Raw genomic sequence first — 13,510 nt, forward strand, 5'->3', positions numbered from 1 at the left:
AACAAAGTAAAGTTAACCTGCTGCCACCTATTGTTTCTGTTTCGCTGAGATTTGTCATCATCCGCCGACAAAGTTTTACCCATTTCGCTATGGCTGTTATGCTTTCGCACGCTTTTCTCTTGATGTTTATCACCCAAAAAGGAACAAAGATGGCAACCCCAACTTTTGACACTATCGAAGCGCAGGCAAGTTACGGTATCGGCTTGCAGGTTGGACAACAGCTGAGCGAATCCGGCCTGCAGGGGCTGCTGCCGGAAGCGCTGGTGGCGGGTATCGCTGATGCGCTGGAAGGTAACCAGCCGCAGGTGCCGGTAGAAGCCGTTCACCGTGCGCTGCGTGAAATCCACGAGCGTGCTGACGCCGTACGCCGCGAACGTTTCCAGGCTATGGCCGCCGACGGCCAGAAATACCTCGATGAAAACCGCGAGAAAGAGGGTGTGAACAGCACCGAATCTGGTCTGCAGTTCCGCGTACTGACCCAGGGCGAAGGCTCGATCCCGGCACGTACCGACCGCGTACGCGTGCACTACACCGGCAAACTGATCGACGGCACCGTCTTCGACAGCTCCGTCGCCCGTGGTGAGCCTGCTGAATTCCCGGTGACCGGCGTGATTGGCGGCTGGATTGAAGCGCTGACCCTGATGCCGGTCGGTTCTAAATGGGAACTGACGATCCCGCACAACCTGGCCTACGGCGAACGCGGCGCTGGCGCGTCGATTCCTCCGTTCAGCACCCTGATCTTCGAAGTTGAACTGCTGGATATTATCTAAACAGCAGAGGCTTCCTCTTCCTCTGAGGTGGGGGAAGCCGCAAAAATAGCGTAAAATCCTTAAGTTAAAAATTAATTAGAATTATGTTTTGCATTCATCGCATATGGGTGTATTTTTGTGAGCTATTTCGCGGTAGATGAGTGATATAACACTCACTTTAAACATAAAATTAACATTATATCTAAATCATAGTATTCATCCCTCCGATTCTTACCTAATATCGACTAGCCCTTGCTGGGGTTAATGACAGACGACGGGCCATCAGAGCCTGAACAACACAGACAGGTACAACAGGAAGAAATCACATGGTAGATCAGGTTAAAGTCGCTGCTATTGAGCAGGAGCCGACTGAACAATCGCTACGGCGAAATCTCACAAACCGACATATTCAGCTGATTGCGATTGGCGGGGCGATCGGCACTGGGTTATTTATGGGTTCTGGCAAAACTATCAGTCTTGCCGGCCCATCTATTATTTTTGTTTATATGATTATCGGTTTTATGCTGTTTTTCGTTATGCGAGCCATGGGCGAATTACTGCTGTCGAACCTCGAATATAAATCCTTCAGCGATTTTGCGGCCGATCTGCTGGGGCCGTGGGCGGGCTACTTTACCGGCTGGACCTATTGGTTCTGTTGGGTCGTCACCGGAATGGCGGACGTAGTGGCGATCACCGCCTACGCGCAGTTCTGGTTTCCCGGACTCTCCGACTGGGTTGCGTCGCTGGCGGTGATCCTGCTGCTGCTGGGCCTGAACCTTGCTACCGTCAAAATGTTTGGCGAAATGGAGTTCTGGTTCGCGATGATCAAAATCGTCGCCATCGTGGCGCTGATCGTCGTCGGCCTGGTGATGGTCATGATGCATTTCAAATCGCCGACCGGCGTCGAAGCCTCTTTCGCCCATCTGTGGAATGACGGCGGTTGGTTCCCGAAAGGGCTGAGCGGCTTCTTTGCTGGCTTCCAGATAGCGGTGTTCGCCTTCGTGGGGATTGAGCTGGTCGGTACCACCGCCGCCGAAACCAAAGACCCGGAGAAATCCCTGCCGCGGGCAATTAATTCTATTCCGCTGCGTATCATTATGTTCTACGTCTTCGCGCTGATTGTGATTATGTCGGTGACGCCGTGGAGCTCCGTGGTGCCGAGCAAGAGCCCGTTCGTCGAGCTGTTCGTGCTGGTCGGCCTGCCGGCGGCGGCGAGCCTGATTAACTTCGTGGTGCTGACTTCCGCAGCCTCCTCGGCCAACAGCGGCGTGTTCTCTACCAGCCGTATGTTGTTCGGTCTGGCGCAGGATGGTCAGGCGCCGAAGATGTTCGCCAAGCTGTCGAAGCGTGCGGTGCCGGCGAAGGGTTTAACCTTCTCCTGCATGTGCCTGCTGGGCGGTGTGGTCATGCTGATGGTCAACCCGAGCGTGATTGCTGCATTCACCATGATCACCACGGTGTCGGCGATCCTGTTTATGTTCGTCTGGACGATTATCCTCTGCTCTTATCTGGTCTACCGTAAACAGCGCCCGCAGCTGCACGAGAAGTCCAAATATAAGATGCCGCTGGGCAAATTCATGTGCTGGGTGTGTATGGCCTTCTTCGTCTTCGTACTGGTGCTGTTGACCCTGGAAGATGATACCCGTGAAGCGCTGATGGTCACCCCGCTGTGGTTTGTTCTGCTGGGCGCGGGCTGGCTGTTTGCCGGCAAAAAACGTCTGGCGAAATAAAAGAAAATGTTAACGTTGCTTGCAACGGCCCGTCATAAAAAAGGCCACCCGGAGTGGCCAAAGTAAGACGGACAATGTCGAGGGCGCCTGCGGGCGCCTTTTTCTTTATTTTCCGGCGAGGGCGCGCGGGAACAGCACGTTATTTTCCAGACTGATGTGCTCCATCAAATCGTCAATCATCTCGTTGATACCGTTATACATCGCCTTCCAGGTGGTGCACGCTTCCGGCGGCGGCGTCACGTTATGGGTGATGTGCTTAATGACTTCCAGCAGTTCACCCGCTTCATCGTGCTCACTTTCCATTACGCTGATCGGCCCCCCGGCCTGGGCGCCCATCCCCTGTTTGATCATCGGGAACAGGATCTGCTCCTCTTTCATCATGTGGCTGGAGAGTTCCTGATGCAGCATGGTCAGGTATTTGGTCAGTCCTTTCGGCACGTTTGGTTTATCGGCATGCACACGTTCAACCTTCGTCGCCTGCAGAATCAGCTCCGGCAGCTGTTCGCGGTGCCGGTCGTGATAGCGAACGATGATATGGTCGATGATCTCCGCGAGAGGTGCTGCGCGCCAGTCGCGGGAGAGAGGCTGCTCGGCCAGTTTCGCCAGCTCGGCTTCAATCACCGCGACATCCAGCGCTTTGCGCGATGCAGCGCGCGCCAGCGTCTGTTTGCCACCGCAGCAGTAATCCATATCGTATTGACGGAACAGGGCGGAGGCGCGCGGGATGGTCAGCGCCAGCTCGCCTAAAGGTTGGTCACGGAAAGCCATAGCAGTTACCTCGTCATCAGGAATATAAGATGCATTTTAAATGCATCTTTGTGGCGAGGGAATACCCCTTAAGGAGGCCTGGCTACTTTTTTTCGTCCGTCAGCGGCTGCAACATCGGTTTTTCCGGTCTGGCGCGTACGGCGGAGACCACGCCGAGCACCAGCAGCAGGATCCCACTCAGGGTTAACAGCGGCGGTAAACTTTGCCGCAGCAGAAAGGTATACAGGAGCCCGGCCAGGGTTTCGAAGACGATCAGCGGCCCGAGGATCACCGTCGGCAGCCGCTGGCTGGCAATATTCCAGCACAGCGCGCCGACCCATGAGCAGAGCACTGCGATGGCCAGCATCAGCGTAATAAACACCGTCGGGCGCGGGCCGAAGGGCAGGGGAAACCCGGCGTGCTGACCGTGCAGCCAGGCGCAGGCGGCGAGATAGCCGGCCAGCGAAACCGGAAGCGTCACCAGCGCCTGAGCGGTAGCCCACATCATCGGCGGTTGATGCGGGTTTTCCCGCAGCCAGCGAGCGTTGCGCAGCGCATACCAGGCCCAGCAGACCACCGATCCCAGCGCCAGCGCGATGCCGGATCCGTAGCGCCACGGGCTAAAATCAGGCAGCCCCTGGCGCAGTTCTGCGACGTTAACGCAGATCAGGCCCACGGCGATGCAGACCAGCGCCGGAAACAGACGCCGCCACGGTAGCTTACCGTCACGCTGGCTGTAGAGCAGATTAGCGAGCACCGGCAGTACCACCGGCAGCGTGCCGATAATCATGGTGGAGACCGGTGCCCCGGTGCGCTGAATAGCACTGGCCAGGCAGACGTAATAGATAAGATTCCCCATCATCGTCAGGCCCAGCGCGGTCCACCAGTCGTTCCGGCTCAGCTGGCGCAAACGCGCGCGCCCGAGCCACGCCAGCGGCAGGGCGATCAGGCCCAGCGCCAGATAGCGTCCCATCGACTGCAGCGTCGCCGGATATTCTGGCACCAGCAAAGGCCCGACAAAGATTAATCCCCACATCAGCCCCGCCAGCAGGGCGTACAACACACCACTAATCATCATTGCATCCGTTGTCATCACCGTTGTCTGCAGTGTAGAAGGGGGCCGGGCAGGAATATTGTATGAGATTGCGCATTAGCGCCTGGCGACCTGCTTCTGATAGCGCACCGGCGTAATACCGTAACGCAGGGTGAAGGCGCGGGTCAGGTGGGACTGGTCGGTGAGGCCGACGGCTATCGCCACTTCGGCGGCGGGCATACCGTGGGTGAGAAATGCCTTGGCGCGCCACAGACGGATGGCCATCAGCATCTGATGGGGCGTCACGTGATAGTGGGCTTTAAACTGGCGCTGAAAGTGGTACGGGCTAAGCGCCGCCACCTGCGCCAGCTCGTCGAGGGTGATGGCGCGCATATAGTTATCGTGCAGGTAGTCGCGTACGCGGTCGAAGCGATGCCCGGCCTCACCCTGCGCAGAGGCATGGTGGGCCAGAGGGCGGAAGGCGTCGATGAGGTCGAGCAGCAGTCCCTGCTGGGCCAGCGGATCGTCGCTATGCCACAGGCCATAAATCAGCTGGCCAATCTGTCGGGAACGTAGAGGATCCTCGCGGACCACCTCGCTGAACCACCAGTCGCGCACCCCGGTGATGGCTTCCAGACGGTCCGGCTCCAGATAAATCATCCGGTAGCGCCAGCCATCGGCGGTTTCCGCTTCGCCGGTGTGCAGCTCGTCGGGATTCATGGTGACAATGGCGTTTGCAGCGGCGATATGCTGGCTGCCGCGGTAGCGAAAGCGCTCAGCGCCTTGCTCAATCACGCCGATGCCGAAGGCTTCGTGGGTATGGGGTTCAAAGGCGTAGCGGGAGATATGGGCGTGGTAGAGCTCCACCCCGGGCAGCTGTTCGAGATGGCGAAAGCGCGCGCGATCTTTTTCATCACTAAATTGGGGTGGTACGCCCTGCATGCCTGCCTCCCGACGGTTATCCCTTCAATATGAGAGAGGAACCGCCGGGACGCAACCGCAAAAGCTGACAGGGGCGGTTACAGAATGCCTTTCACGCTTTCGGCAAGGGAGGTGGTCGGACGGCCGATCAGCGTACTCAGGGTGCGGCTGTCGTCAAACAGCCCGCCTTTCGACGCGCCGACGTCGGAATCCGCCAGCATATCCGCCAGACCCGCCGGCAGACCAACGCTTTTCAGCGCGGCGGCGAAATCAGCTTCGCTGAGGTTCTGGTAGACCACGTTTTTCCCGCTTTGCTTGCTCAGCTCGGTAGCCAGCTCGCTCAGCGTCCAGGCGTTATCACCCGCCAGTTCGTAAATTTTCCCTTCATGGCCTTCACCGGCGATGACGCGGGCGGCAGCGGCGGCATAATCCGCGCGGGTGGCGGAGGCAATTTTACCCTCGCCAGCGGCGCCGATAAACACGCCATGCTCCAGCGCCGGCGGCGCGCTGGCCAAATAGTTTTCGGTATACCAGCCATTGCGCAGCAGGGCGTAAGCGATACCAGAGTCGGCCAGCATCTGCTCGGTTTCAATGTGTTCACCGGCCAGGCCCAGCGGCGAGGTGTCGGCGTGCAGCAGGCTGGTGTAGGCGATAAATTTCACCCCAGCGGCTTTGGCGGCGTTGATGACGTTGCGATGCTGAACGGCGCGCTGACCGACTTCGCTGGAGGAGATTAACAGCAGTTTATCCACGCCCTGCAGCGCGGCAGTTAGCGCCGCTTCATCGCCGTACTCGGCCTGGCGGACGACAACGCCCTGCTGGCTGAGCGCCTGGGCTTTTGCCGGGTTGCGGACAATCGCCACAATCTGGCTGGCAGGAACGGTTTTTAACAGGTCTTGCAGAACGTAGTGGCCAAGCTGGCCGGTGGCACCGGTAAGGGCGATCATGGGTCTTCTCCTTCGTGTTTATTGGCAGTTGTGGTAACCTAACACCTTAACTAACTTTTAGTAAGTACGTACAAAAAGGTAAGTGTGAAAATGGCCGAACCGACGCTGAGCGAGAAACTGCGCAACGGCAACCTGTTTGCGGAACAGTGCCCGTCGCGCGATGTGCTTAAACATGTCACCAGTCGCTGGGGCGTGTTGATTCTGGTGGCGCTGCGCGAGGGGACCCATCGCTTCAGCGATCTGCGCCGCAAAATGGGTGGGGTCAGCGAAAAGATGCTGGCGCAGTCGCTGCAGTCGCTGGAACAGGATGGTTTTATCGACCGCGTCTCTTATCCGGTGGTACCGCCACACGTTGAATATAGCCTGACGCCGCTCGGCCTGCAGGTGAGCGAGAAAGTGGCGGCGCTGGCGGACTGGATCGAGAGCAATCTGCCTGCGGTGCTGGCTAACCACGGGGAGTGAAAAAGTATCACTCCCTGTAGCCCCGCCACTGGGGGGATATTCCCGGATAGCGGCTGGCGCCTTATCCGGGCTACCCGTCAGCTCCGGTTTGTAGCCCCGGTAAGCGCAGCGCCACCGGGGAGATGTATCCGGATAGCGGCTGGCGCCTTATCCGGGCTACCCGTCGGCTCCGGTTTGTAGCCCCGGTAAGCGCAGCGCCACCGGGGAGATGTACCCGGATAGCGGCTGGCGCCTTATCCGGGCCACCCGTCAGTTCCGGTTTGTAGCCCCGGTAAGCGCAGCGCCACCGGTGGATATTCCCGGATAGCGGCTGGCGCCTTATCCGGGCCACCCGTCAGCTCCGGTTTGTAGCCCCGGTAAGCGCAGCGCCACCGGGGGGATATTCCCGGATAGCGGCTGGCGCCTTATCCGGGCTACCCGTCAGCTCCGGTTTGTAGCCCCGGTAAGCGCAGCGCCACCGGGGAACAGGCATTACTTGCTCAAATCCAGCTGATAAATGGCGAAGCCGATATCATCGGTGGCCACCTGGCGCATTGGATACTGTGCTTTCTCTTTGATAAACGCCGCGGCTTTGTCGCCTGGCGAGGTCTCAAAACGAATATCCAGCGGCGTGTTGCTGTGGATCGGCGCCAGACGCCAGTTGTTATCCGCCGCCGGATGGATCGCGCCATCCTTTTTCGATTGCGCGCCTATCCACGCCGCCAGCACTGAACGGTTTTCATCCGGTGAGGCAAAGGCGATATGACTCTCACCGGTGCCGGCGAATTTGCCGCCGTAAGCGCGATAGTTATTGGTCGCGACCAGGAAAGTGGCCTGCGGATCGATGGATTTACCGTTGAAGGTCAGGTGCTTAATACGCTCTGACTGCGGGTGAATCATCTGACATTCGCCGTCGTAGCGGGCCGGCTGGGTGACGTCAATCTGGTAGTCCACCCCGTCAATCACGTCGAAGTTATAGGTGCGGAAGCCGTCCCAGTTGATCAGCGACTGCGGTTTGCTGCTGGCGGGATCGATCTGGTTAAACTGTCCGGCGGAGCATTCCAGCCACTCCTTGACCTCTTTCCCGCTGACCTTCATCACCACCAGGGTGTTGGGGTAGAGATAGAGGTCGGCGGCATTGCGGAAGGTGAGCTGGCCTTTCTCCACTTCGACAAAGCTCGCCGGATCGTTTTTACGCCCGCCGACTTTAAACGGCGCGGCGGCAGAGAGCACCGGCAGATTCGCCAGGTCCGGATCGCCCTGAATGTAGTGTTCGACGTAGGCCTTTTGCGCCATGTTGACCACCTGCACCGTTGGGTCGTCCTGCACCAGCGCCAGGTAGCTGTACATGTTGTCGGCGGACTTGCCGATAGGCTTACTGACGAATTCGCGGGTGGCGTCATGATCGGCTTTCAGCACCGCCGCCAGCTTGCCATCTTCCGCCGCCAGCGATTTCTTCGCCACCGCGTCATAGATTGGCCGCGCTTCCGCTTTACTCTGAGTGACCTGCCATTTGCCGCTGTCGTTGTTCAGCACCAGATCGACGACCCCGAGATGGTCGCCCCACATCCCTGGCATCACTGCCGGTACGCCGTTCAGCGTCCCTTTGGCGATATCCGCGCCTTTAATCGTGGCGAAGTCTTTGCCTGGGAACACCGCGTGGGCGTGGCCGAACATAATGGCGTCAACGCCGGGCACCTGGCTTAAGTAGTAGACCGAGTTCTCGGCCATCGCCTGATACGGGTCGGCGGAGAGGCCGGAGTGCGCGACCACCACCACCACGTCAGCGCCTTTCGACCGCATCTCCGGGATGTATTTGCGCGCGGTTTCGGTAATATCGTTGACCTTCACCTTGCCGCTAAGATTGGCTTTATCCCAGGTCATGATCTGCGGTGGCACAAAGCCGATATAGCCGATGCGCAGGGTGTGGGATTGACCGTCGCTGTCCACGACCCGGGTATCCTGAATCAGGTACGGGGTGAACATCGGTTTGCCGGTTTTGGCATCGATGATATTGGCGTTCACGTAGGGGAATTTCGCCCCGGCCAGCGCCTTGTGCAGGAAGTCGAGACCGTAGTTGAATTCATGGTTGCCCAGGTTGCCGACGGCGTAATTCAGGGTGTTCATCGCCTTATACACCGGATGCACATCACCCTCTTTGAGTCCTTTTGCCGCCATATAGTCGCCCAGTGGACTACCCTGAATAACATCGCCGTTATCCACCAGCACGCTATTTTTCGCTTCTGCCCGCGCCTGTTCGATCAGGCTGGCGGTGCGCACCAGACCGAATTTCTCCGTGGCGGCATCTTTGTAATAGTCAAAGTCCATCATATTGCTGTGCAGATCGGTGGTTTCCATGATCCGCAGGTCGACCGTCGCGGCGTTGACGCTGGCGGCGATCAGCGTGGCCAGGAGCGTTGCGCTAAACTTAATCATCAGAGGCGTCCTTTTTTATGAGCGATAGCACAGAAGAAAATGTATTTATATTCTGTTGCTTACAGAAATGTGAATCTTGCCAGAAAAGCGGGCAGAGAAACCGCCATCGTTATCACAGATAGCGGAACTCGCGGTGATGCGATATAAATAAAACAACGAGTTAACGCCACTGTAACCAGACGAGGTGGAGAATGTTAGAACAAGTATGTCAGCTTGCACGGAACGCGGGCGATGCCATCATGGAAGTCTACGATGGAAACCAGCCGATTAACGTGGCCAGCAAGAAAGATGATTCTCCGGTCACGGCGGCGGATATCGCAGCGCACAACGTCATCATCAGCGGTCTGCAAGCGCTGGATCCTGACACCCCGGTTCTCTCCGAAGAGGACCCGCCAGCGTGGGAGGTACGCCAGCACTGGCAGCGCTACTGGCTGGTCGATCCGCTGGACGGCACCAAAGAATTTATTAAGCGTAACGGCGAATTCACCGTCAATATCGCGCTGATTGAAAACGGCAAGCCGACGCTGGGCGTCGTCTATGCGCCGGTGATGAAGGTGATGTACAGCGCGGAAAAAGGTAAAGCATGGAAAGAAGAGTGCGGCGTGCGCAAGCAGATCCAGGTCCGCGATGCCCGTCCGCCGCTGGTGGTAATCAGCCGCTCTCACGGTAACGATCCGGAGCTGCAGGAGTACCTTGAGCAACTGGGCGAGCATCAAACCACTTCTATCGGATCTTCGCTGAAGTTCTGCCTGGTGGCGGAAGGCCAGGCCCAGCTCTATCCGCGCTTCGGGCCGACCAGCACCTGGGACACCGCCGCCGGCCACGCGGTCGCGGTGGCCGCCGGGGCGCATGTTCACGACTGGCAGGGCAAAACCCTCGATTACACGCCGCGTGAATCCTTCCTCAACCCCGGCTTCCGGGTCTCTATTTATTAAGCAGCTTATGCAGCAGGTCGATCACCTGCTGCACCTCCTGCTGGGTCAGCGCACCGTCTTTGGCCCACTGCACGCGCCCATCCTTATCCAGCACCACGATCGCCGAGCTCTTCTCGTCCAGCTGCCAGGCTTTACGCGCCAGCCCATTGCTGTCGACAATAAACTGCGACCACGGGAAGAGCTTTTTATTACTCTCAATGCTGCTGCGCACGAACATGCCGGTGCCCGGAATGGCATCGTCGGTGTTGACGATAGTGGTGGTCTGGTAGCGATCGTGCGGGAAGCCTGCCGCTTTAATCGCTTCGATCAGGTTGGCATTTTTCTCTTTTGCTGACGAGCGTCCGGCGATGTGCTGGATGACTCGCACTTTGCCCACCAGCTGCGAGCTATTCCAGTTTTTATAGCTAAACTGATCATTATCCAGAATGAGTTCTCCCCGATCCGCAACGCCGACCGGCGCCACACGCTGGCCGTCGACGAAGTTATGCGCTGTGGCCAGCAGCGGGAGAAGGAGTAACGAGGCGGCCAGTATGCTACGTAGGGTCATGCGCAATCCTTAATCATTTTTATGCAGGTGATCCGACCACTTGGTCTCGTTTAATCATAAGTGCGATTGGCGGCGATTACCCGCAATGAGGATGCCAGTTTGTGTGTTGACGCACAAATCAGTAGAAAAACGGCGACTTATACTTACTTCATCGTATGTCCGAAACGAAAATTCTGAATTATTGTCATCAAACGGTAAATAAACTTATACACACTGGGTCCCTCTGAGATTCTGGACTATAGTTTTAGGGCATTAAAATTTGCGCTCCCGATACGTGGGCTAACTGTGGCACCACAGGAGCGTAACCCTGGCAGGAGAGAAGAATGAAAATTTTCCAACGCTACAATCCGCTGCAAGTGGCGAAGTACGTGAAGATCCTGTTTCGTGGACGGTTGTACATCAAGGACGTTGGCGCATTTGAATTTGATAAGGGCAAAATCCTTATCCCGAAGGTAAAGGACAAGCTGCATCTGTCAGTGATGTCCGAAGTCAATCGTCAGGTGTTGCGTCTGCAAACTGAGATGGCATAACCTGAAACGTAGCAGTACGTAGTAGGTAAAAGACGGCTCCCGATGGGAGCCGTTGATGTTTTTAGCCCTTCATTTCCGCATAGCGTTTGCGATATTCGCCCGGTGGGATGCCGTTATGTTTACGAAAAAGGCGGGTGAAATAGACCGGATCGCTGTAACCCACCGATAAAGCAATTTTGTTAAGTGGGAGCGAGGACGTCACATTCGGGCAATAAAAAGGGCGGATAGTTATCCGCCCTGAAAATAGAGAAAGGGTTACGCTCAGGCGTTCTGGCTTTCCGCCGCTTCGGCCTGCTTAGGCACCAGCACCGTTGGCTTGTTATCGATACGGGTCACCAGCAGCTGGTCGATCCGGTAGTTATCGATATCCACGACCTCGAACTTATACCCGGAGAACTTCACCGCGTCGGTACGTTTGGGGATTTTACGCAGCATAAACATCATAAAGCCGCCGATAGTCTCGTAGTTCCCGGACTGTGGGAACTCGTCGATATCCAGCACGCGCATCACGTCATCAATAGGCGTGCCGCCATCGATCAGCCACGAGTTTTCATCACGGGCGACGATCTGCTCTTCCAGCCCCTGGCCGACGAGGTCGCCCATCAGGGTGGTCATCACGTCGTTCAGCGTGATAATGCCGACGACCAGCGCATATTCATTCATGATCACCGCGAAGTCTTCCCCGGCGGCTTTGAAGCTTTCCAGCGCTTCCGACAGGGTCAGGGTGTCCGGCACGATCAGCGTGTTACGGATCTGCACGCCGCCGGTCAGCACCAGGCTCTGGTTTGCCAGCACGCGGTTGAGCAGATCTTTTGAATCGACGTAACCGATAATGTGGTCGATATCTTCATTACAGACGAGGAATTTCGAGTGCGGATGTTCGGCCACTTTATTCTTCAGGCTCTGCTCGTCTTCGTGTAAATCAAACCAAATGACGTTTTCGCGCGGGGTCATGGAGGAAGGAACGGTACGGGACTCCAGCTCGAACACGTTCTCAATCAGCTCGTGCTCCTGCTTGCGCAGTACCCCGGCCAGCGCGCCGGCTTCGACGACGGCATAGATATCGTCGGAAGTAATATCGTCTTTACGCACCATCGGCAGTTTGAAGATGCGGAAGATCATGTTGGCCATGCCGTTAAACAACCACACCAGCGGGCGGAAGACTAACAGGCAGAAGCGCATCGGGTTGATGATGCGCAGGGCCACGGTTTCGGGCGCAATCATACCGATGCGTTTCGGAGTCAGGTCAGCAAACAGGATGAACAAGCTGGTGACCAGGGTAAAAGAGATGATGAAGCTCAGCTGCTCGGAGAGCTCCGGCGACATATACCCGCTGAGCAGGCTATAAAAAGCCGGGGAGAAGGCTGCGTCGCCCACGATACCACCAAGAATAGCAACGGCGTTGAGGCCAATCTGCACGACGGTAAAGAAGGTACCTGGGTTCTCCTGCATCTTCAGCACGCGCTGTGCGTTGATGTTGCCTTCATCGGCCAGCAGTTTCAGTTTGATTTTACGTGAGGCGGCCAGTGAGATTTCCGATATCGAAAAAAAGGCACTGACGGCTATCAGACAGAGTATTACTAAAATACTGTTTAACATATCTTTTCTGACCGTAGAGGTCAGATCCTCGGAAGGGAAGTTGATAACTTAAATGTGGAATACATAAAAAACCGGTCCGAAGGCGCTGGACCGGCTGTCACACTGGGTAGTATAGCGTAAGGGAATGTAAAGCCGCCAGAGCGTTCATTAACCGCCTCGCTGTAGAGGCAGAAATCAGAATTACGCCTGAGGCGGCAGGCACACGCCAATGCCGCCGATGCCGCAATAGCCGTGCGGGTTTTTATACAGATACTGCTGATGATCGTCCTCGGCATAGTAGAACTGTTTGGCGGTAGCGATCTCGGTAGTGATGTGGCGGGTATCGTGCGCATCATTCATCGCCGCCTGGAAGCGGGCGAGACTGGCCTTTGCCGCTGCCGTTTGTTCCGGCGTCAGCGGGTAAATCGCCGAACGGTACTGGGTACCGTGGTCGTTCCCCTGTCGCATGCCTTGCGCCGGATCGTGATTTTCCCAGAACACCTGCAATAACTGCTCATAGCTAATCACCTGCGGATCGTAAACCACGCGCACCGCTTCCGCGTGGCCGGTCTGGCCGCTGCACACTTCGCGATAGGTCGGATTCGGCGTATAGCCACCGGTGTAGCCTGCGGCGGTGCTGTAAACCCCCGGCAATTGCCAGAACAGGCGTTCAACTCCCCAGAAGCAGCCCATGGCGAACAGCGCCACTTCCATCCCCGCCGGGACGTTGGTCATCGAGTGGCCGTTAACTGCGTGGAGCGTCGCCACTGGCATGGGGGTATTGCGTCCAGGCAGCGCATCCGCCTGGGCGACAAGATGCGTTTTATCAAATAGACTCACGGTTGGCCTCTCAATACAGAAATCGTCGTTAAGGTTGTAACGAAGCGTGTCTTTTAACACAATAAACACGCGTAAT

At 57.0% G+C, this 13,510-nt stretch carries 13 protein-coding genes and 1 pseudogene; 5 read left to right on the plus strand and 9 right to left on the minus strand.

Translation table 11 applies throughout. The annotated features are described in order from the left end of the window. The first annotated feature begins 149 nt into the window (after positions 1 to 149). Together fklB and cycA are read left to right on the plus strand one after the other, a co-directional pair. The gene (gene fklB / locus CWM53_RS28665) at positions 150 to 770 is read left to right on the plus strand and encodes an FKBP-type peptidyl-prolyl cis-trans isomerase (RefSeq protein WP_165785147.1); all 621 of its coding nucleotides are present in this window, start codon (positions 150 to 152) and stop codon (positions 768 to 770) included. A gap of 305 nt (positions 771 to 1,075) precedes the next feature. Next, entirely contained in the window at positions 1,076 to 2,479 is a 1,404-nt protein-coding gene (cycA, locus tag CWM53_RS28670; RefSeq protein WP_023323511.1) for a D-serine/D-alanine/glycine transporter, read from the plus strand. Between the two features lie 105 nt (positions 2,480 to 2,584). Here the strand turns inward: cycA and ytfE are convergent, their stop codons facing one another. From ytfE to CWM53_RS28690, 4 genes are all read right to left on the minus strand, one after another. Continuing rightward, positions 2,585 to 3,247, minus strand: coding sequence for an iron-sulfur cluster repair protein YtfE (gene ytfE, locus CWM53_RS28675; protein ID WP_061156009.1), 663 nt, complete (start codon positions 3,245 to 3,247; stop codon positions 2,585 to 2,587). Between the two features lie 82 nt (positions 3,248 to 3,329). Beyond that, complete coding sequence (locus CWM53_RS28680; RefSeq protein WP_165785149.1) at positions 3,330 to 4,301, minus strand: DMT family transporter; 972 nt, start codon at positions 4,299 to 4,301, stop codon at positions 3,330 to 3,332. Between the two features lie 75 nt (positions 4,302 to 4,376). Next, positions 4,377 to 5,201 carry an AraC family transcriptional regulator gene (locus tag CWM53_RS28685; protein WP_061156007.1) on the minus strand — a complete coding sequence of 275 codons (825 nt, stop codon included), beginning with the start codon at positions 5,199 to 5,201 and terminating at the stop codon, positions 4,377 to 4,379. 77 nt (positions 5,202 to 5,278) lie between these two features. Continuing rightward, positions 5,279 to 6,127, minus strand: a complete 849-nt coding sequence (locus tag CWM53_RS28690; protein ID WP_100631238.1) for an SDR family oxidoreductase — start codon at positions 6,125 to 6,127, stop codon at positions 5,279 to 5,281. A gap of 90 nt (positions 6,128 to 6,217) precedes the next feature. On the opposite strand from CWM53_RS28690, the gene CWM53_RS28695 reads away from it, so the two are divergent. After that, positions 6,218 to 6,589 (plus strand): winged helix-turn-helix transcriptional regulator, encoded by a 372-nt coding sequence (locus CWM53_RS28695; RefSeq protein ID WP_061156005.1) that lies wholly within the window; start codon positions 6,218 to 6,220, stop codon positions 6,587 to 6,589. A 471-nt stretch (positions 6,590 to 7,060) separates the two neighbouring features. Here CWM53_RS28695 and cpdB read toward each other — a convergent pair whose 3' ends face one another. After that, positions 7,061 to 9,004, minus strand: a complete 1,944-nt coding sequence (cpdB, locus tag CWM53_RS28700; RefSeq protein WP_100730132.1) for a 2',3'-cyclic-nucleotide 2'-phosphodiesterase — start codon at positions 9,002 to 9,004, stop codon at positions 7,061 to 7,063. Between the two features lie 191 nt (positions 9,005 to 9,195). Between cpdB and cysQ the strand changes: the two genes are divergently transcribed. Next, positions 9,196 to 9,939, plus strand: a complete 744-nt coding sequence (gene cysQ, locus CWM53_RS28705) for a 3'(2'),5'-bisphosphate nucleotidase CysQ (protein ID WP_074387262.1) — start codon at positions 9,196 to 9,198, stop codon at positions 9,937 to 9,939. On the opposite strand, the gene CWM53_RS28710 is transcribed toward cysQ, so the two are convergent. Next, on the minus strand, positions 9,929 to 10,486 hold the full coding sequence (locus CWM53_RS28710; RefSeq protein ID WP_074387261.1) for a YtfJ family protein: 558 nt from the start codon (positions 10,484 to 10,486) through the stop codon (positions 9,929 to 9,931). The genes cysQ and CWM53_RS28710 overlap by 11 nt on opposite strands. A 323-nt stretch (positions 10,487 to 10,809) precedes the next feature. Between CWM53_RS28710 and CWM53_RS28715 the strand changes: the two genes are divergently transcribed. Then, positions 10,810 to 11,016, plus strand: coding sequence for a DUF1107 domain-containing protein (locus CWM53_RS28715; protein ID WP_002886707.1), 207 nt, complete (start codon positions 10,810 to 10,812; stop codon positions 11,014 to 11,016). A 61-nt stretch (positions 11,017 to 11,077) separates the two neighbouring features. On the opposite strand, the pseudogene CWM53_RS28720 reads toward CWM53_RS28715, so the two are convergent. The 3 genes and pseudogenes from CWM53_RS28720 to msrA all read right to left on the minus strand — a co-directional run. Then, positions 11,078 to 11,215 (minus strand): annotated as a pseudogene (locus CWM53_RS28720) (helix-turn-helix domain-containing protein); the annotation flags it as partial. A gap of 62 nt (positions 11,216 to 11,277) precedes the next feature. Beyond that, the gene (locus CWM53_RS28725) at positions 11,278 to 12,615 is read right to left on the minus strand and encodes a hemolysin family protein (protein WP_100631241.1); all 1,338 of its coding nucleotides are present in this window, start codon (positions 12,613 to 12,615) and stop codon (positions 11,278 to 11,280) included. 180 nt (positions 12,616 to 12,795) lie between these two features. Then, positions 12,796 to 13,434, minus strand: coding sequence for a peptide-methionine (S)-S-oxide reductase MsrA (gene msrA, locus CWM53_RS28730; protein ID WP_100730133.1), 639 nt, complete (start codon positions 13,432 to 13,434; stop codon positions 12,796 to 12,798). Between the last annotated feature and the right edge of the window lie 76 nt (positions 13,435 to 13,510).

It is taken from the genome of Klebsiella sp. A-Nf5, from assembly GCF_002810545.1.
GTDB classification, from domain to species: domain Bacteria; phylum Pseudomonadota; class Gammaproteobacteria; order Enterobacterales; family Enterobacteriaceae; genus Klebsiella; species Klebsiella variicola.